Raw genomic sequence first — 18,110 nt, forward strand, 5'->3', positions numbered from 1 at the left:
CGCCCGCTGAGCGCGGCCGAGCGGCGCAGCGTCGCCGGCTGGACGGCGGAACGGCACTCGATGGCCGCGGTGGCCGGCCGCGTCGTCGACGTGATCGAGTCGGTCGGCCAGACGAGGGACGGACGCTGAGATGCGCGCGCGGCTGAACGCGATCGCCGGCTGGATCATCCGGCACCGCTCCCGACTGCCCCGCTGGGCCAATCGCGCCCTCGACTCGGCGGCGCGCGACCCGGACGGCCTGATCGGTCGGCTGGCGCATCGCGCGCTCGGCGGCGGCGATGCCCCGGTGGCCGACGTGCCGGATGCCGGGGTGCGGGTCTTCATCGGCCCGACGAACTACTCGGGCCAGGGGTATCGCTGGGCGCGCGCCCTGGAGCAGGCGGACCCGGAGATCGCCGCCCGCAACATGGAGGAGGTCTTGCCCGGCGGGCTCTCCTTCCCCGCGGACGTCCCGGTCCCCATCTCCTCCACCTCGTCCACCGAGTGGCAGCAGTCGGAGTGGGAGGCCGTCAGCCGGTTCTCGCACGTGCTGATCGAGGCGGAGCGCCCGCTGTTCGGCCGCCTGTTCGACCGGCAGGTCCGCGCGGAGGTCGCGGCGCTGGAGGAGGCGGGGGTGTCCGTCGCGTACCTGTGCCACGGCACCGACATCCGCAGCCCCCGCGACCATGCGCTGCGCACCCCGTGGTCGCCGTACCCCGACGATCCGCGCACCGCCGTGCTGCAGGCCGATGCGGACGCCAACCTCGCACTGCTGACGGAACTGCGTCGCCCGACGTTCGTGTCCACACCCGACCTGCTGCACGATGTTCCGTGGGCGACGTGGTGTCCCGTGGTCGTCGACACCGCGCGGTTCCGGGCGCGGCGCCCCGCCATGGACCGCGACCGGGTGCGGGTGATCCACTCCTCCACCTCCGTCGTGCAGAAGGGCAGTCACCTGATCGAGCCCGCCCTCGCCACCCTCATCGCGAGCGGTGACATCGACTACGAGCTCGTGACCGGCGTCGCCGCCGACCGGATGCCCGAGGTGCTGAGCGACGCCGACATCGTGCTCGACCAGTTCCGCGCCGGCTCCTACGGAGTCGCGGCCTGCGAGGCCATGGCGACGGGTCGCGTGGTGGTCGGACACGTGCTGCCCGAGGTGCGCCGCGCCATCGAGGCGGAGGTGGGACTGCCGCTGCCGATCGTCGAGGCCACGCCGGACACCCTCGGCGAGGTGGTCGCCGGACTGATCTCCGACCGTGAGGCAGCGGCCGCCGCAGCCGCGGCGGGGCCGGTGTTCGTCGAGGCCGTGCACTCCGGGCGCCGGAGCGCCGCGGTCCTGCTCGACGGCTGGATCCGCGCCTCAGGCTGACGCGACCGCCTCTCGCGTGCGGCGGCGCGCGTCCCGGTCGTCCTTCCAGCGGCGCATGCGCTTCTCCAGCGTGCGCTCGACGAACGTGTGGAGGGCCCATGCGGCCACCAGGTCGACCACGAACAGGGCGGCGAACCAGAGCAGGTTGCTCCACGACGCGGGCTGGTAGCCGAAGACGCGCAGCGCCACGTAGATGAACGTCGCGTGCACGAGGTAGAAGGCGAAGGACCACTCACCCAGCCGCACCTGCCACTTCGACGCGAACCACAGCCGTCCGCCGCGCAGTGCATGCACGGCGAGCGAGACGATCGCGATGCCGCACGCGACCGTGAACAGCTCGTTGAGCATGCCACTGATCGCCGGGGTCACGCTCCAGGTCGGGATGAACCGCCCGGAGGCGTAGTGCGCCAGAATCACCGCCACGGGAGCGGCGACGCCGATGAGCGGGTGGATGCGCGGTCGCCAGCCGGAGCGGATGGCCCATGCGAGCGCCATGCCCAGCACGAACTCCGGAAGCCGCTGCACGGGCACCGGGAGCGCGGCGAGTCCGAGGTCCGGGGCGAACAGGACCACCGCGCGGTACACGAACGCGTAGGCGACGACACCGACCGCCAGCAGCAGGGCCCCGCGCTTGGCCATCGGCACCAGGACCCGGGAGATCCACGGGTGCAGCGCATAGAAGAAGGCCTCGCAGGTGAGCGTCCACGCGGCCGGGTTGCCGGAGAAGAGGATGGCGGGGTTGGACCACCAGGCCTGGATCACGACGACCGACAGCAGGAGGATGCCGAGGTCGAACGGCTTCAGAAAGCTCCCCTCCGGAACCGGCGCCAACGTGTAGAACACGGGGATCGCGATCAGGAGCGCCACCATGTGCGATGGCCAGATGCGTGCGAAGCGACGCCAGTAGAACGTCGAGGTGGGCACGTTCGGCCGCGCCGACCACGTGAGCACGAAACCGGAGAGCACGAAGAAGAACGTCACGCCGAGATAGCCGTTCAGCAGCACCGACTGCACCGAACCCGGCAGGGGTGCGAACACATTCATGTGGTACAGGAAGACCGCGAACGCTGCCCACCAGCGCAGCCCGGTGAGCGAGTCCAGCCGCTGCGTGGGCTGAGCGAGGGTGGAGGCGGAGTGCACGCGACGAGACTCTCTGATCGAGGACAGGGCTCCGGAAAGGATACAGTGCCGCCCCCGCGCCCCGTCCGTCCGCAGCACCCGCGATAGGATCGACGACATGCCGTCGCCCGACGTGGACGTGGTCATCCCCGTGCACACGCCCGCTCGTCCCATCCGCCGCGCGGTCTCCTCCGTGCTCGACACGACCGCCGCCGTGCGGGTCACCGTGGTCGCGCACAACACCGATCCCGAGGCGATCTCCGCCAACCTCGGCGACCTGGGCACGCGGCCCGAGGTGCGCGTCGTGTCCCTGCAGGACGGCATCCCCTCCCCCGCCGGACCGATGAACCACGGCATCGCGCTGGCCGAGGCGCCGTACTTCTCGGTCATGGGCTCGGACGACGAGCTGGAGCCGGGGGCACTCGACTCCTGGCTCGCCGTCGCCCGCTCGACCGGCGCGACCACCGTCATCCCGCGCGTGCGGGTGGACGAGGCGGCAGAGCCGACACCGCCGCGACGTCGCGGACGCGTGCGGGAGCTCGACGTCGATAAGGACCGCCTCAGCTACCGCTGCATGCCACTCGGCCTCATCGACCGGACGCGCTTCCCCGACCTGCGCTTCACCCCGGGCCTCGAGTCCGGCGAGGACCTCGAGTTCACCGCGGAGCTGTGGTTCACCGGCGCGCACATCGCCTACGACCGTACGGGCCCGGCGTACGTCGGCCACGACGATGCGGTCGACCGTGTGACCCGCACCGTCCGACCCCTGTCGGCCGACTTCGCGTTCCTCGACATCGTCGCCGCCAAGCCCTGGTACCGGGCTGCCTCGCGCTCGGCGCGCCGGGGGTTCGGCGTGAAGAACCTCCGCGTGCACCTCATGGATGCCGTCGCCTCCCGGCTGGACGCCCCGGGCGGGATCGCCGCCTACCGCGCCGAGCTGCTCGACACCGCCGCGGCGATCGAGCGGATGTCCCCTGGCGCGACCGCGCTGCTGTGCCGCGCGGACCGGAAGGTGCTCCGTGAGCTCGAGACGAGCGCGCCGTCGGCCGACCGGATCCGCGCCCTCCTCTCGGCCCGCTGGGGCGGCGGGCTCGATGCGCGGCTCACGGCGAACCCGTTCCTCGCCCTGCACCGGCACGCCCCGTACCGGACCCTGCACGACATGATGGCGTAGGCCTCCGCGGTAGCATCGATCCGGTATGGAATCCCCACTTGTCGACGTCACGATCGCCGTCCACTCCGCCACCCGGCCCATCGCGCGCGCCGTCGCCTCGGTCATCGAAGGCACGACCGCTCCGGTGCGCGTGAACGTGGTGGCACACAACATCGACCAGGAGATCATCCGCACGAACCTCGGCACCTGGTCGGAACACCCGGCCGTCCGGCTGCTCTCCCTCCGCGACGGCATCCCGTCGCCCGCCGGCCCGATGAACCTCGGGATGGCGGCGGCGACGGCACGCTTCCACACCCTGCTCGGCTCCGACGACGAGTTCGCCCCTGGCGCGATCGACTCGTGGCTGGCGCTGCAGCGCGCGACGGATGCCGACGTCGTGATCGGTCGCATCCGCCTGGTGACCGGAGGCCCCGACCCGTACCCGCCCGTGCGCCGCGGACGCCGCACGACCGGCCTGAGCGCCGACCGCGACCGCCTGCACTACCGCAGCGCGCCCCTCGGCCTCATCGACCGCGAGCGCTTCGGCGACCTGCGCTTCACCGAGGGCCTCACGTCCGGCGAGGACCTGCCGTACACCTCTGAGCTGTGGATCACGGCGACGAGCATCGCCTACGACCTCTACGGCCCCCCGTACGTGGGCCACGACGACGCGGACGACCGCGTCACCTCCGCTCCGCGCGACGTGGCGGCCGACTTCGCGTTCCTCCGCGTGATCGAGGAGGCGGACTGGTTCGCGGCCGCCTCGACCGCCGACCGCCGCGCCCTGGCCGTCAAGCTGCTCCGCATCCACTTCTTCGACGCCGTGGCCGCGCGCCTGGAGACCCCGGGCATCGCCGCGGTCGCCGCCGAGCTCCTCGCCGTGGTCGACCGCGTCAGCGCCTGGGCCCCCGGAGTGCTGTCGGTGCTGTCGATCGCCGACCGCCGGGTCATGGACGAGCTGCGCCGCGGGGCGCCCGATCCCGAGCGCACTCGCGCGCTGCTCGGTCGTCGGTGGATCTACCTCTCCCCCGCCGCTCAGCTCCCCCGGAACCCATTCCTGGCGCTGCACCGGCACGCCCCCTTCCGCACGCTCGCCGCGGGCGCCCGATCGCAGCGGGTGGGGCAGCTGTGACCGCGTCGCCCCTGGTCGACGTCACGATCGCCGTCCACTCCGCCACCCGACCGATCCGTCGTGCGGTGGCTTCGGTGCTCGACGCCACCGCCGCTCCGGTGCGCGTGCTGGTGGTGGCGCACAACATCGATCCCGCCGTGATCCGCGGCAACCTCGGCGAGTACGCGGAGGACGAGCGCGTGGTCCTGCTCGAGCTGCAGGACGGCATCCGCTCGCCGGCCGGACCGATGAACCTCGGCTTCGCGTCGTCCACCGCCCCGTTCATCGCGCTGCTCGGCTCCGACGACGAGTTCGCGCCCGGCGCGCTGGACTCCTGGCTGCGCATCCAGCGCGAGACCGGGGCGAGCGCGGTGATCCCGAAGATCACGCTCGTCGGGCGCCACAACAACCCGCTTCCTCCCGTGCGGAACGGACGTCGATCGCGGCGGCTCGACGCCGCGAAGGACCGCCTCTCCTACCGCAGCGCGCCGCTCGGCCTCATCGACCGCGAACGGTTCGGCCATCTGCGCTTCACCGAGGGCCTGTCGTCCGGAGAGGACATCGCCCTGACCGGAGAGCTGTGGTTCCGCGGGCGCGACCTCGCCGTCGACATCGACGGTCCCGCGTACGTCGGGCACGAGGACGAGGGCGACCGCGTCACGTTCACGGCACGCCCGGTGCGCGAGGACTTCGCCTTCCTCGACGGCCTCGAAGCCGCGCCCTGGTTCCGCGCCCTCGGCCGCCGCGCCCGCACCGCAGCGGTCGTCAAGCTGCTGCGCATCCAGTTCCTCAGCGCGATCGGCGTCCGTGCGACGACGACGCCGGAGCTGGTCACGCACCAGGCCGAGCTGCGGGAGACCCTGGACCGACTCGTGGCCCTGGCCCCCGGGGCCCTGCGGCTGCTGTCGCGGGTCGACCACCGCATCATCGACGAGACCTTCTCGGCGGCGCCCGACGTGGAGCGGATCCGCATCCTCGCGAACGACCGCTGGAACCAGCGGTCACTGGGGGCGCTGCTCACGCCCAACCCGCTGTTCTCCCTGCACCCGCAGGCGATGGCGCGGCTGTTCTACGCCGCGAACCGCACCGACCGGATCGTGTGACCGACCCGGTCGGGCGGCGGAGTCACGCCCGGCGCTCGAGCTCTCCGGAGAGTCCGGCCAGCAGCACCTGCTCGGCGAACGCGGGCAGCGAGGAGGCGACCTCCACGAAGGTGCCCTGCGCGGCGATCACGCCCTCGTCCATGTAGCAGATCCGGTCGTAGTCCTTGATGGTCGACAGGCGGTGCGCCACCGAGATCAGCGTGACCTCGCCCTGCAGCGACCGGATCGCCTTGGTGACCTCGTCCTCGGTCTTCGTGTCGAGAGAGCTCGTGGCCTCGTCGAGCACCAGCACCAGCGGATCGGTGTACAGCGCGCGGGCGATGCCCAGACGCTGCTGCTGACCACCGGACAGGGACACGCCCCGCTCGCCGATGCGCTCGTCGATGCCGTTCGCCCGCGACGCGACGAGCGAGCTGAGCTGCGCGCGCTCCAGGGCGTACTCCACGCGGTCCCGGTCGATCTCATCCGTCCAGGTCAGGGCGACGTTCTGCGCGATCGAGGCGTCGAACAGCGCCACCCGCTGCGGCACGTAGCCGACGCGCCCGCGCCACTGACGGAGCACGCTCGAGAGCGGGTGCCCGTCGATCTCGATGTCGCCGGTCGTGGCCTGGCTGAGGCCGAGGAGCAGGTCGATCAGCGTCGACTTGCCGGCTCCGGACGGCCCGACGATGCCCAGCGAGCTGCCGAGGGGGATGTCGAGCGAGAGCCCGCGGATGACGTCCTCGTCGGCTCCCGGGTACCGGAAGTGCACGTCCGACAGGCTGAGCAGCCGAGGGTTCTCCGCCAGCTCCGCGGTGTCGGCGGGCGTCTGCGACACCTCCATGTCCTTCTCTGCGGCGGTGAGGTCACCGATGACGTCCTGTGCCGAGGGGATGCTCGCGACACCCTGCACGATGCCACCCTGGATGCCGCTGATCGCCGGGATCAGGCGGAAGCCGGTCGCGGTGAACAGTGCGACGGACGACAACGCGGCCGCCAGACCGCCCTGCCAGTACGAGACGCCGCCGATGATCACGACGCCGCCGATGAGGGCGGACTCGAACGCGAACGACGGGACGACACCGAGGAACGACGCGTTCGCCCTGGCGCGGACCGAGTGGTGGCGGCTGTCCGTCACCAGCTGTGCGACGTCGGCGAGCCGGTTGCGGAGGCTGAGCTCCTTCAGCGCTTCCATCATCTCGGTCATCAGGATCGCGACGCGGTAGCTGTAGTTGCGGTTGACGGTGGCGGCCTCCAGCGAGCGCTTCGTCACCACCTGGTGCACGATGAGCGCCACGAGGATCAGGTACACCATGGCGATGAGCGCGGTGATCGGGTCGACCACCAGCAGCACGACGATGATCAGCACGAACGTGAAGATCGAGCTCGGGACGCGCATGAGCGGCAGCAGGAAGCCCGACATCGTGTTCGCGATGCCGCCGTCCGCGATGCGCGTGATCTCGGCGACCGTGCGCTTCGAGCGCTCCTCCCAGCTGGAGTTGATGTACGCCTTGAACATCCGGTCGCCGATCTCGAGCTCGTAGCGCGCGAACCGGCGCGTCGCGAACCAGTGCAGCGTGACCGAGAGCACCGACTTCAGGATGATGAGCGCGCAGGCGCCGAGCACCAGAAGCGGCGTCATGTCGGGTGAGACCTCGCCGATCAGCGGGAGCCGCAGCGCCCCGCCGGTCAGTGCCGGGCCGATGATCACGGCCAGCAGCGACATCGCCACCACGTCGAGTGCGGTGATGAGCGTCGTGGCGATCATGTACCCGACGAAGTACCGCTGCGCGCCGGTCGGCAGCAGCGGGAGGAGATCCTTGAGGACCGGCCAAATGCGTTTCATGTTCTCGCGTTCAGAGGGCGACGGATGCGCCGTTGGCGGCGGAGGAGAGAGCGCCCTCGACGACCTCGAGCGTGCGCAGGCCCTGCTCCATCGTGACGACGTCGTTCGGCTTGCCGAGGACGGCGTCGCGGAAGGCTTCGTGCTCGACCCGCAGCGGCTCGCGCTTGGCGAAGGAGTACCGGGTGATATCGCCCTCGGACACGCCGCGGAACGCGAGCATCGACTCCCACTCGAGCGGGATGGTGCCGTTGGCGTAGAACGTCAGGTCACCGGTGGCGGTGTCGGCGATGAAGGTGCCGCGGTCGCCCGTCACGACCGTGATGCGCTCCTTCATGGGCGAGAGCCAGTTGACGAGGTGGTTGACGATCACGCCGTTGCCGAGCCGGCCGGTGACCGTGATCATATCCTCGTAGTCGCGTCCGCTCTTGTGCGCGGTCTGCGCGAACACCGTGGTGTACTCGCTCTGCGCGACCCAGCTCGTGAGGTCGATGTCGTGGGAGGCGAGGTCCTTCGCCACGCCCACGTCGGCGATCCGGGCGGGGAACGTGCTCTGGCGGCGGGTGGCGATCTGGTACACGTCGCCGAGCTCGCCCGCCTCGATCCGACGGCGCATCTCCTGCACAGCCGGGTTGAAGCGCTCGACGTGCCCCACGGCGCCGACGAGACCCTTCGCGGCGAAGGCGTCGGTCATGCGGCGGCCGGCCTCGACGGAATGTGCGATCGGCTTCTCGACGAGGGTGTGCACCCCGGCGTCGGCCAGCTTGAGCGCCGCGTCCTCGTGGAACGCGGTCGGCACGGCGACCACGGCGATGTCGATACCGGCGGCGATGAGCGCCTCGATGTCGGGGAGGATCTCGAGCTCGCCCGCGACCTTGTGCGGGTCACCGCCCGGGTCGGCGATCGCGACCAGGTCGATGCCCTCCACGTCACGCAGCACGCGGGCATGGTTGCGGCCCATCATCCCGACGCCGAGCAGTCCGGCGCGCAGATTCGCCGCCATCAGGCGCCTGCCCCCGCGACGGCGTTCACCGCGGTGACGATGCGCTCGAGGTCGTCCTGGCTGAGCGACGGGTGCACCGGCAGCGAGGCGACCTCGCGGGCGGCACGCTCGGTCTCGGGGAGGTCGAGGCCCGGGGCGAAGCGCGTGAGCGAGGGCAGCCGGTGGTTCGGGATCGGGTAGTACACGCCGGCGCCGACGTTGTGCTCGTTCTTGAGCGCCGCCACGAAGCCGTCGCGGTCCTCCGGCACCCGGACGGTGTACTGGTGGTACACGTGCACGGCACCGTCGGCGACCGGGGGCACGACCACGCCGCGCAGGTTCGCGTCCAGGAAGGCCGCGTTCTGCTGACGGGTCTTCGTCCAGGCGTCGACCTTGTGCAGCTGCACCCGGCCGATCGCGGCGTGGATGTCGGTCATGCGGGCGTTGAAGCCGATGATCTCGTTCTCGTACTGCCGCTCCATGCCCTGGTTGCGCAGGAGCTTGACCTGACGGGCGATCTCGTCCGTGGCCGTGGTGACCATGCCGCCTTCGCCGCTGGTCATGTTCTTGGTCGGGTAGAGGCTGAACATCGCGAAGTCGCCGAACGAGCCGACCGGGCGGCCGTCGAGCGAGGCGCCGTGCGCCTGCGCGGCGTCCTCGTACAGGGCCACGCCGCGCTCGGCGGCCAGGGCCTCCAGCTCGCGCATGCGGGCGGGGTGACCGTACAGGTGCACCGGGAGGATGCCCTTGGTCTTGGGCGTGATCGCGGCCGCGACGGCCTCGGGGTCGAGCGTGAAGGTCTCCGGCTCGATGTCGACGAACACCGGGGTGCCGCCGGTGAGGGCCACGGAGTTGCCCGTCGCCGCGAACGTGAACGACGGCACGATGACCTCGTCGCCGGGACCGACGCCCGCGGCGAGCAGACCCAGGTGCAGACCGGCGGTGCCGGAGTTGACGGCCACGGACGGCCGCCCCGGCACGAAGTGCGCCGAGAACTCCTGCTCGAACGCGGCGACCTCGGGGCCCTGCGCGACCATGCCGCTGCGCAGCACCCGATCGACGGCCTCGCGCTCTTCGTCGCCGATGATCGGCTTGGCGGGGGGAATGAACTCGCTCACACGGTCTCCTTGGTCAGTGTTCCGTCTGTCTCGGTGTACCGTCCGCCGGTCGCGGGGCACACCCAGGTCTTGTCGTCGTCGTCGGCGCGCGTGAGGGGAACGCCCGCTTCGCCCACCCAGCCGATGCGGCGCGCCGGCACCCCGGCCACAAGCGCGTAGGAGGGGACGTCCTTCACCACGACGGCCCCGGCCGCCACTGTCGCCCAGGCGCCGATGGTCACGGGCGCGACGCAGGTCGCCCTGGCACCGATCGAGGCGCCACGCTCGATCGTGACGCCGACGGGCTCCCAGTCGTGCGCGCTCTTCTGCGTGCCGTCGGCGTTGATCGCCCGCGGGTACGTGTCGTTCGTGAGCACGACGGCCGGTCCGATGAACACGCCGTCGCCGAGTCGAGCGGGCTCGTACACGAGCGCGTAGTTCTGCACCTTGCAGTTGTCGCCCATGACGACACCGGTGCCGATGTAGGCGCCGCGGCCGACGATGCAGTTCTCACCGAGCTGCGCGTCTTCCCTCACCTGGGCCAGATGCCAGATCGAGCTCCCTGCTCCGATCTTCGCCTCGGGGGACACATCGGCCGAATCGACGATCCGGACGTCGGTCGGTGAGGGCATGCGGGATTCTCCTCGCGGCTCGGGAAGGGGACTCGGTCATCCTATCTGCTCGCACAGGCGTTTCCTGAGAGGATAGGGGTGTGACCAACCCAGCCACTCCCGACCCGCATACCTGGGTTGTCGTACCGCTGTACAACGAAGCAAGCGTCATCGCCGGCGTCATCGCGGGGGTCCTCCCCCACTTCCCGAACATCGTGTGCATCGACGACGGCTCCACCGACGGCTCCCTGGAGGTGGCTCGACGCGCCGGAGCCCACATCGTCGAGCACCCGATCAACCTCGGTCAGGGTGCGGCCCTGCAGACGGGCATCGAGTACGCCCTGTCCCAGCCGGGCTGCGAGTACATCGTGACCTTCGATGCCGACGGCCAGCACCGCATCGACGACGCGGTGGCGATGGTCGCCGCGGCGCGTGCCAGCGGCGCGGCGATCGTGTTCGGCTCGCGGTTCCTCGACGACCGGACGAACCCGGGCTGGATGAAGCGCGTGATCCTGAAGACCGCGGTGTGGGTGACCAACATGACCACGAGCGTCAAGCTCACCGACGCGCACAACGGCCTTCGCGTCATCCGCGCCGACGCCGCCGCGCGCCTGCAGCTCAAGCAGGACCGGATGGCGCACGCCACCGAGATCGTGCTGCAGCTCGGCGACACGGGGCTGCCGTGGATCGAGCACCCGGTCGAGCTCCTCTACACCGACTACTCCAAATCGAAGGGCCAATCGGTGCTCAACTCCGTCAACATCCTCGTCGACCTGATCGTGCGGTGAACGCCATGTGGATCCAGATCCTTCTCATCGCGGCCGTCATCGCCATCGGCGCCGTGTTCATGCGCCGGACCGGTGCGGACAGCCACCTGGCGATCCGCCGTCTCCTGTACGGCGGCTTCGTGCTCGTGGCGATCGTGTCGATCCTGTTCCCCCAGTGGCTCACCTGGGTCGCGAACCTCGTGGGCGTCGGGCGCGGTACCGACCTGCTGCTGTACGCGCTGGTGGTCATCTTCATGGTCTTCGTCTACACGCAGTCGAGGAAGAACGCCGCGCAGCAGCGCAGCCTCACCCTGCTCGCGCGCAAGCTCGCGCTGCTGCAGGCGTCGCAGGACCCGCAGGACGGCGCGCGTCGTGCCGCCCCGGACGACGGCCAGCCCGAGGATTAGCCGCAGGCGGTGATCCGCCAGAGGCTCGCGTCCCCCTCCGAGGCGACCTCCTCGAAGCCCGGCCGGTCCTCGAAGTCGGTCATGCCGGGCATGAGGTACTCGCCGGGACCGGTGCCGCCGATGCCGAAGTCGAGCACGTAGTCCGGGTCGCCGTAGGCGGCGAGGGCCTCGCACACCGCGGGGTCCTCCGCGGCGTCACGCAGGTGCGCGGCGATCACGTCCCACGCGGCGGACTGCGGCGGCGCCCACGTGCGAGGGACGATGTCGCGCTCCCCGAGCACGTAGGCGAAGCCGGCTCCCGTGGAGGGGTTCGCGATGATCAGCGAATCTCGCGACACGAGGTCGGGAAGCTCGGTGAGCAGGCGGTACTCGTCGTCGGAGAGGTAGCTGTCGGCGTTCATCGCGTAGCGGGACTGCTCGTCCGTCTCGTCCGCGACGCGCAGCAGCACCACCGGGGAGAGCGCGACGTTGACGATCCCGACCACGGCGACGACCGCCAGCGAGACCAGCGCGACCGCGTCGCGACGCGCTCCCGTGAGCCTCGGGACCGCGGCGGCCACCATCCGCACGATCATGGCGAGGCCGAAGGCGGCAAGGGGGACGACGACGATCGGCACCATCGCCGCGAGCCGGAAGGAGTCGCCGTACCAGGGACCGGTGAGGGCCCTCTTGATGAAGGGAAGGTCGGTGCCGACGCTCACGATGTAGAGCAGCGAGAACCCGGCCCATCCCACCGCCAGCCACCGCAGTCGCCGGTCGCGCACGGCGGCGATCAATCCGGCCAGCAGCAGCACGCTCATCCCCCACGCCGCGGGCAGCAGCGAGTGGCTGTTCACCAGCACGTCGGCGATCGCGCCGAACACGCCGCGGTACGACCGCCACAGCACCGGTCCGGCGAGGTAGGCCAGGACGAGCCACACGACGCCCACCGCGGCCCAGCCGATCACGATCACGCTCCACCGCAGCACAGGGCGCGCGCCGGGGCGGCGGATGCCGAGCAGCAGGCTCCCGGAGAACCACAGCATCACCAGCGCACCCCACGTGAGCACGGACGACGGCTGCGACAGCGTGGCCGCCGTCACCGCCAGGAGCGCGGCGACGCCCGGACCCGCAGCGGCCAGAAGGCGTTCACCGCGCCGTGCGCCCCGCCACGACCGCACCGCGACGATCGTGACGGCGACCGCGGCGGGGACGACGGCGAGCGAGAGGGCGTAGGGGTACAGGACACCCCACTCGAACATGAGCTGCGGGAACGCCATCAGGCCCGCCGACAACCCGGCCGCCAGCGCCGTGACCAGTGCATCCCCGCGGCTGACGACGTGGGCGAGCAGCGACACGCTCAGCGGCCACACCACCGCGGCGATCACCAGCGCGACGATGTTGGCCGCGACCGGGATCGAGCCGATGTCCAGAGCCACCAGCGAGGTCATGGCGTGCCAGGCCGCGGGATAGAAGGTGGATCCGCCCAGCAGCCCGGAGAGGTCGAGCGACGAGACCGTGCCGGACTCGGCGGCCCAGCGCAGCGCGTTCAGGTGGAAGACGGCGTCGTTCGTCTGGGAGATCGCGGTCGGGGTGCCGACGTACGCCATCAATCGCGCCGCGTTGAGGCCGCCGCCGACGATGAGGCCGACGGCCAGGAGCGCGAGGTGCCGGGGCTGCCGCCGTGGCACGTCGGCCACGCTGCGACCGCGACGAAGCAGCAGCGACACCGCGAACACCACCGCCACGACGACCGCGACCGCGATGCCGACAGAAGCGAGACCCCAGTGCACCCCGAGGAACGGGAAGACGATGGCCAGCACCGCGAGCGTGCCGACCGAGAGGCTCGGCGCCGACGCCCAGAGCGTCAACCCGCGCAGACGGAGAGTGGCGCCCAGCAGAAGACCGGGGACGAAGAAGACGAGGAGCGTCAGGGCGATCAGCCCCGACTGCGCGACCCAGTCGCCGATCATTCGTCGACCAACGCGATCGCGCCCTCGATCTCGCCGTCGTACACGACCTCGCCCTTGTTGATCACCACGCCTCGGGTGCAGAGCTCACGCACCATCTCCATGTCGTGGCTCACGACGACGAGGGTCTTCTTCTGCGCGATCAGCTCGCCGAACTTCTGCCGGCACTTCTCCCGGAAGGGCGCGTCGCCGACCGACAGGATCTCGTCGACGAGCAGCACGTCCAGCTCGACGTGGATCGCCACGGAGAACGCGAGCCGCATGAACATGCCGGAGGAGTAGTGCTTGACCTCCTGGTCGATGAACTGCTCGATCTCGCTGAACGCGACGATCTCGTCGTAGCGCTCCTCGATCTCCTTGCGCTGCATGCCCAGGATCGCCGCGTTGAGGAACACGTTCTCGCGCCCGGACAGCTCGGGGTGGAAGCCGGCACCGACCTCGATGAGACCCGCGACCCTGCCGCGCGTGAGCACCTCGCCCGCGTCGGGTTCCATGACCCCCGAGATGAGCTTGAGGAGAGTGGACTTGCCCGAGCCGTTGAGCCCGAGGATCGCGACCGACTCCCCCTCGTTGATGACGAGGTCGAGCCCCTTGAGCGCCTCGAAGGTGCTGGAGGTCTTGCGACGCCGGATCCAGGCGACCACGGTGTCCTTGAGCGACAGCGCGTGGTTCAGCGTGAAGTTCTTCCGCACACCGTCGACGACGATGCTCGGGCGGGGGGCGATGGCGGTACTCATAGGTCCTGCGCGAACCTTCCCTCGAGTCGGCGGAAGACGAGCTGCCCGATCAGCAGCGTGCCCAGGGCGATCAGGAACGTCCACAGCGTGTTCCAGCCGAGGCCGGGCGGCAGCGGCATGGTCGTCTCGGTGACCGGTCGCCAGAAGGCGTAGTGGAACAGCTCGACGCCCTGCGTGATCGGGTTCAGCATGTAGAGCTCGAGGATCCAGTCCGGCCAGCCGAGCGTGCGGACGGCCTCCTGCACCATCGTCCACGCGTAGAGCACGGGCGAGGCCCAGGTCGCGAGCAGGAGCAGCAGCTCGACGATGTTCTCCGCGTCACGGAACCGCACGTTGATCGCGCCGAAGAACAGGCCGAGCCCCAGCGCGAACAGCGTGACGATGACGATGCCCGCCAGCGCGGCGAGCACCGAGAGCACGGTGATCCCGGGGATCCAGCCGAGGAAGAGGCACACGATCAGCAGCAGAGCCAGCTGCGGGAGGAAGTGGATGAACGCCACCAGCACGGCGGAGACGGCGAAGAGCTGCCGCGGCAGGAACACCTTCCGCACGAGCGGGGCGTTGTTCACGATCGACGTCGTCGCGTTCTTGAACGCCTCGGAGAAGAGGTTGATGACGACGATGCCCGAGAACAGGTAGACGGGGTAGCTCTCGATGTTCCTGTTCAGGCTGAGGAACAGTCCGAGGACCACCCAGAACACCAGGAACTGCGCCCCGGGTCGCACGTACGACCAGGTCCAGCCGAGCACCGAGTTGCGGTAGCGGGTGGTGACGCCGGTCCGCACGAGCAGGTACAGCAGATACCGCCAGCGCACCACATCGATCAGACCGCGACTCGTGCCGGGGGTGTCGAAGGAGGAACGCGGGACGACGGCGAAAAGATCTCGGGTATCTGTCACGGCCCCACTCATTCAGCTGCGGCGGCGGTCGCCGCGGCGCACTCCAGTATCCTATGGCACCCGTCCGGACGCCTTCACGGCACGCGCTCAGCCGAGGGCGGTGAGCGTGTTCCAGCCGTTCCCGATCACGCCGCTCGCGCCCCAGCCGCCACGGCCGTCACCGCGGAACAGGTAGAGATTGCCGTTCGTGTGCCGCCCGAGGAGGTCGGAGGTGCCGTCGCCGTCGAAGTCGCCGGGGCTGAACAGGGCGTTGAAGCCGCCCCACCCGACACCGATCTGACGCGGGGTGCCCCAGCCGCCCGTGCCGTTGGTCGGGTACACCCACAGGCGCGCGTCGGTCGTGCGCATGATGAGGTCCGCCCGACCGTCGCCGTCGAAGTCGCCGCCGTTGACGGCCATGTCGAAGCCGCCCCAGCCGTAGCCGATCTGGATGGCCTGGCTCGCCCAGCCGCCCCTGCCGTCACCGCGGTAGTACACGAGGTGGCCGGCGGAGTTGCGCGCGATCATGTCGGTGTTGCGGTCGCCGTCGAAGTCGATGCCGCCCACGAGGAGCGTGTGGTTCTGCCAGCCGTTGCCGATCACGACGGGCTGCCCGTAGCCGCCCGCGACACCGGGGATCAGCCAGAGCCGTCCGTCGGGGGTCACCCGACCGAGGTCGCGGTACCCGTCGCCGTTGAAGTCGCCCATGGGGATCAGTCGGTCGCCCGCCGTCCACCCCGAGCCGATCTGCTGGGAGCCGCGCCAGGCACCGGCGCCGTTCCCGCGGTAGAGGTTGAGGTTCCCCTGTGCCGTGAGCCCGAGCACGTCGGGTCCGCCGTCACGGTCGACGTCGCCCACGCCCGATGGCATGGCCCGCGGCTTGGTGACGAGGTCGCCCGAACCGGTCAGCGCCGACAGGATCTGCCAGCCGTTGCCGATCTTGCCGCTCGACGTGATCGCTCCCCGTCCGTCGCCGGGGTACATGTAGAGGTCGCCGTTCGCGGTTCGCGCCGCCACGTCGTTGACGCCGTCGCCCGTGAAGTCGCCCGGCACGAAGATCGCGGTCATGCCGCCCCAGCCCTGCCCGAGCTGACGGGAGCCGGTCCAGCCGCCGCCGCCGTCTCCGTAGTAGGCGAACAGTCGACCGGCGGCGTCCCTGCCGATGAGGTCGGGGTTGCCGTCGCCGTTGAGGTCGATGTTGCCGACGAGCATGTTCATGCCGGCCCACCCCCAGCCGACGCGGATCGCAGGCAGGAGGCCGCCTTTGTCGTTGCCGCGCCACAGCATGAGGTCGCCGTTCTTGGCGGTGGTGAGCACGTCGGGGATGCCGTCGCCGTCGAGGTCGCCCGCGGCGGTGGAGAGCACCACGCCGCTCCAGTCCAGGTTCAGCGACTGCGGTGCCGAGAAGCTGGCGCCGCTGCCGCGCATCACCGAGACGCCGTTGCCCTGGCGGATGATGAGGTCGCGCGTGCCGCTGCCGTCGAGATCGCCGACCACCATGGCCGCGCTGACCCCGGTCAGGCCGCTCGCGAGCTGCTTGCGGTTGCCCCACACGTTCTTCGCGAACGGGTATCCCCACAGCACGCCGGCACTGTCGACGCCGACCATGTACGACGAGGAGCTGACCGAGGCGAGCGAGGGCACCTGGGGCGCCTGGGTGGAGCCGAACCAGTCGGTGAAGTAGTTGTAGAAGTTGCGGTTGCCGTAGGCCGAGCAGGTGTCGCCGTCGCCGTATCCGGCGCGCAGCGCCGCGGCGTTCGGCTGATACGGCGTGTAGTAGTAGAGGGCCGAGGTCGCCTTGTTGGCGATGTACACCGGCGAGGAGCCGCACGCGCGGTTCGGGTTGAAGAGGATGTTCCAGGTGCGGCCGGGCGCGTAGTACTGGAACCACTTGCCCTCCATGTAGATCTGCATCTGGCGGGCGGCGCCGTAGATCTGGTGGAAGAAGCCGACGTACTGCGGGTCGCAGGGCGCGTCGTCCGGGCAGCCCTGTCCGAGCGCGATGTCGTAGCGCCAGGCGCTGGGCCACGTGTGGTTGACCAGGCTCTGCTCCTTCTGGAGCATCACGATGAGCACCTGCGGGTTGATCCCGCACGACTGCGCTGCACGGTAGATGATGCGCGCGGCACTCTCGTTCGCGGCGCCGGTGTATCCGTCGCAGTACTGGTCGGCGGCCCGAGTGACCGTGGTCATCTTGAAGTCCTTGATGCACACGATGGGACGACCGTCCTCGTCGGTGCCGCCGAGGCACCGCGAGACGCGCGCGTTGAAGAAGGCCTGGATCTGCGCCTCCGTCATCGTGTCCTTGTTGGTGAAGACGGCGTCGCTGATGATGTTGCCGGGCGTGAAGCCGGCGAGCGTGCTCTTCGCGATCCCCGACGCCGCGGGGGCGCCGACCGCGCGGGCGACGGGCGCGGAAGCGGAAGCGGCGGCCGTCGCGGCGGTGGCCGGCACGACGGTGCCGACGAGGAGGGCGGAGACGGCGAGGAAACAGGTGAGGAGTCGGGAGGTCCTCAGGGTGTTTCGCGAGCGTGGGGCACGTCGAGACATGTGACCAGTGTGACGGAAGTTGCGGGATGATGCCACTGTTGCGACGTTTCCACCAGGGGAATTCGGCGTGTCGCTCGATTGTGCAGCGTCTTCTCAGCCGTTCACAGGTCGGCGTGCAGGCTCCACACCCTCTCCGCCGCGCCCGCCCAGGAGAACGCGCGCGAGCGGTCCGATGCAAGCACCCGCAAGCGCGCAGAACCGTTGCCCGCCGCATCGGCGAGCGCGTCGGGCAGGTCGTCCGGCGCGGCGAACATCCCGCCGTCCGCGATCACGTCACGGTGGCACCCGGTATCGCTCGCCACGACGGGCACCCCGACGGTGAGCGCCTCGACGGCGCGCCACGGCCACCCCGCGACCGTCCTCGTCGCCGCGTAGGCGGACGCCCCCGAGAGCACGGCAGCGCGGTCCGCTGCCGACAGCGCACCGCGTACGTGCGCGCGCCGTTCGGGCAGGCCTACGGCGGAGGCGACCTC

At 70.4% G+C, this 18,110-nt stretch carries 16 protein-coding genes; 6 read left to right on the top strand and 10 right to left on the bottom strand.

Going from position 1 to position 18,110, the window contains the following annotated elements:
• The first annotated feature begins 130 nt into the window (after positions 1-130).
• Entirely contained in the window at positions 131-1,351 is a 1,221-nt protein-coding gene (locus DW299_RS10615; RefSeq protein ID WP_136036561.1) for a glycosyltransferase family protein, read from the top strand.
• Here the strand turns inward: DW299_RS10615 and DW299_RS10620 are convergent.
• Complete coding sequence (locus tag DW299_RS10620) at positions 1,343-2,491, bottom strand: acyltransferase family protein (protein WP_136029907.1); 1,149 nt, start codon at positions 2,489-2,491, stop codon at positions 1,343-1,345. The two genes, DW299_RS10615 and DW299_RS10620, sit on opposite strands and share 9 nt — an antisense overlap.
• A 97-nt stretch (positions 2,492-2,588) precedes the next feature.
• Here DW299_RS10620 and DW299_RS10625 point away from each other — a divergent pair, with 97 nt between their 5' ends.
• The 3 genes from DW299_RS10625 to DW299_RS10635 are packed head-to-tail and all read left to right on the top strand — an operon-like array spanning position 2,589 to position 5,837.
• Positions 2,589-3,644: a glycosyltransferase gene (locus DW299_RS10625; protein ID WP_136036562.1), complete on the top strand. Its 1,056-nt coding sequence runs from the start codon at positions 2,589-2,591 to the stop codon at positions 3,642-3,644.
• A gap of 25 nt (positions 3,645-3,669) precedes the next feature.
• The gene (locus tag DW299_RS10630) at positions 3,670-4,755 is read left to right on the top strand and encodes a glycosyltransferase (protein ID WP_136029911.1); all 1,086 of its coding nucleotides are present in this window, start codon (positions 3,670-3,672) and stop codon (positions 4,753-4,755) included.
• Entirely contained in the window at positions 4,752-5,837 is a 1,086-nt protein-coding gene (locus DW299_RS10635) for a glycosyltransferase (protein WP_136036563.1), read from the top strand. Before DW299_RS10630 ends, DW299_RS10635 begins: the two co-directional genes overlap by 4 nt.
• A 22-nt stretch (positions 5,838-5,859) precedes the next feature.
• Here DW299_RS10635 and DW299_RS10640 read toward each other — a convergent pair whose 3' ends face one another.
• From DW299_RS10640 to DW299_RS10655, 4 genes are read right to left on the bottom strand one after another with little or no spacing between them, the layout of a single operon-like run.
• The gene (locus DW299_RS10640) at positions 5,860-7,662 is read right to left on the bottom strand and encodes an ABC transporter ATP-binding protein (RefSeq protein ID WP_136029914.1); all 1,803 of its coding nucleotides are present in this window, start codon (positions 7,660-7,662) and stop codon (positions 5,860-5,862) included.
• A 10-nt stretch (positions 7,663-7,672) separates the two neighbouring features.
• On the bottom strand, positions 7,673-8,662 hold the full coding sequence (locus DW299_RS10645) for a Gfo/Idh/MocA family protein (RefSeq protein ID WP_136036564.1): 990 nt from the start codon (positions 8,660-8,662) through the stop codon (positions 7,673-7,675).
• Positions 8,662-9,759, bottom strand: coding sequence for a DegT/DnrJ/EryC1/StrS family aminotransferase (locus DW299_RS10650; RefSeq protein WP_136029917.1), 1,098 nt, complete (start codon positions 9,757-9,759; stop codon positions 8,662-8,664). Before DW299_RS10650 ends, DW299_RS10645 begins: the two co-directional genes overlap by 1 nt.
• On the bottom strand, positions 9,756-10,370 hold the full coding sequence (locus DW299_RS10655) for an acyltransferase (RefSeq protein ID WP_136036565.1): 615 nt from the start codon (positions 10,368-10,370) through the stop codon (positions 9,756-9,758). The genes DW299_RS10650 and DW299_RS10655 overlap by 4 nt, the downstream gene beginning before the upstream one ends.
• A gap of 80 nt (positions 10,371-10,450) precedes the next feature.
• On the opposite strand from DW299_RS10655, the gene DW299_RS10660 reads away from it, so the two are divergent.
• Together DW299_RS10660 and DW299_RS10665 are read left to right on the top strand one after the other, a co-directional pair.
• Positions 10,451-11,137 (top strand): glycosyltransferase family 2 protein, encoded by a 687-nt coding sequence (locus tag DW299_RS10660; protein WP_136029921.1) that lies wholly within the window; start codon positions 10,451-10,453, stop codon positions 11,135-11,137.
• A 5-nt stretch (positions 11,138-11,142) separates the two neighbouring features.
• Positions 11,143-11,523, top strand: coding sequence for a DUF2304 domain-containing protein (locus tag DW299_RS10665; protein ID WP_136029923.1), 381 nt, complete (start codon positions 11,143-11,145; stop codon positions 11,521-11,523).
• On the opposite strand, the gene DW299_RS10670 is transcribed toward DW299_RS10665, so the two are convergent.
• The 5 genes from DW299_RS10670 to DW299_RS10690 form a co-directional block, all read right to left on the bottom strand.
• Positions 11,520-13,475 carry a DUF6541 family protein gene (locus DW299_RS10670; RefSeq protein WP_136036566.1) on the bottom strand — a complete coding sequence of 652 codons (1,956 nt, stop codon included), beginning with the start codon at positions 13,473-13,475 and terminating at the stop codon, positions 11,520-11,522. The two genes, DW299_RS10665 and DW299_RS10670, sit on opposite strands and share 4 nt — an antisense overlap.
• Complete coding sequence (locus DW299_RS10675; protein ID WP_136029927.1) at positions 13,472-14,209, bottom strand: ABC transporter ATP-binding protein; 738 nt, start codon at positions 14,207-14,209, stop codon at positions 13,472-13,474. Before DW299_RS10675 ends, DW299_RS10670 begins: the two co-directional genes overlap by 4 nt.
• Positions 14,206-15,120 (bottom strand): ABC transporter permease, encoded by a 915-nt coding sequence (locus DW299_RS10680; RefSeq protein ID WP_136029929.1) that lies wholly within the window; start codon positions 15,118-15,120, stop codon positions 14,206-14,208. The genes DW299_RS10675 and DW299_RS10680 overlap by 4 nt, the downstream gene beginning before the upstream one ends.
• 75 nt (positions 15,121-15,195) lie before the next feature.
• Positions 15,196-17,637: an FG-GAP repeat domain-containing protein gene (locus DW299_RS10685; RefSeq protein ID WP_136029931.1), complete on the bottom strand. Its 2,442-nt coding sequence runs from the start codon at positions 17,635-17,637 to the stop codon at positions 15,196-15,198.
• 101 nt (positions 17,638-17,738) lie between these two features.
• Positions 17,739-18,110: glycosyltransferase (locus DW299_RS10690; RefSeq protein ID WP_136036567.1), on the bottom strand; the 372-nt coding region annotated here is incomplete at its 5' end.

This window comes from Microbacterium sp. K35 (assembly GCF_004794375.1).
In the GTDB taxonomy this organism is placed as follows: Bacteria; Actinomycetota; Actinomycetes; order Actinomycetales; family Microbacteriaceae; genus Microbacterium; species Microbacterium sufflavum.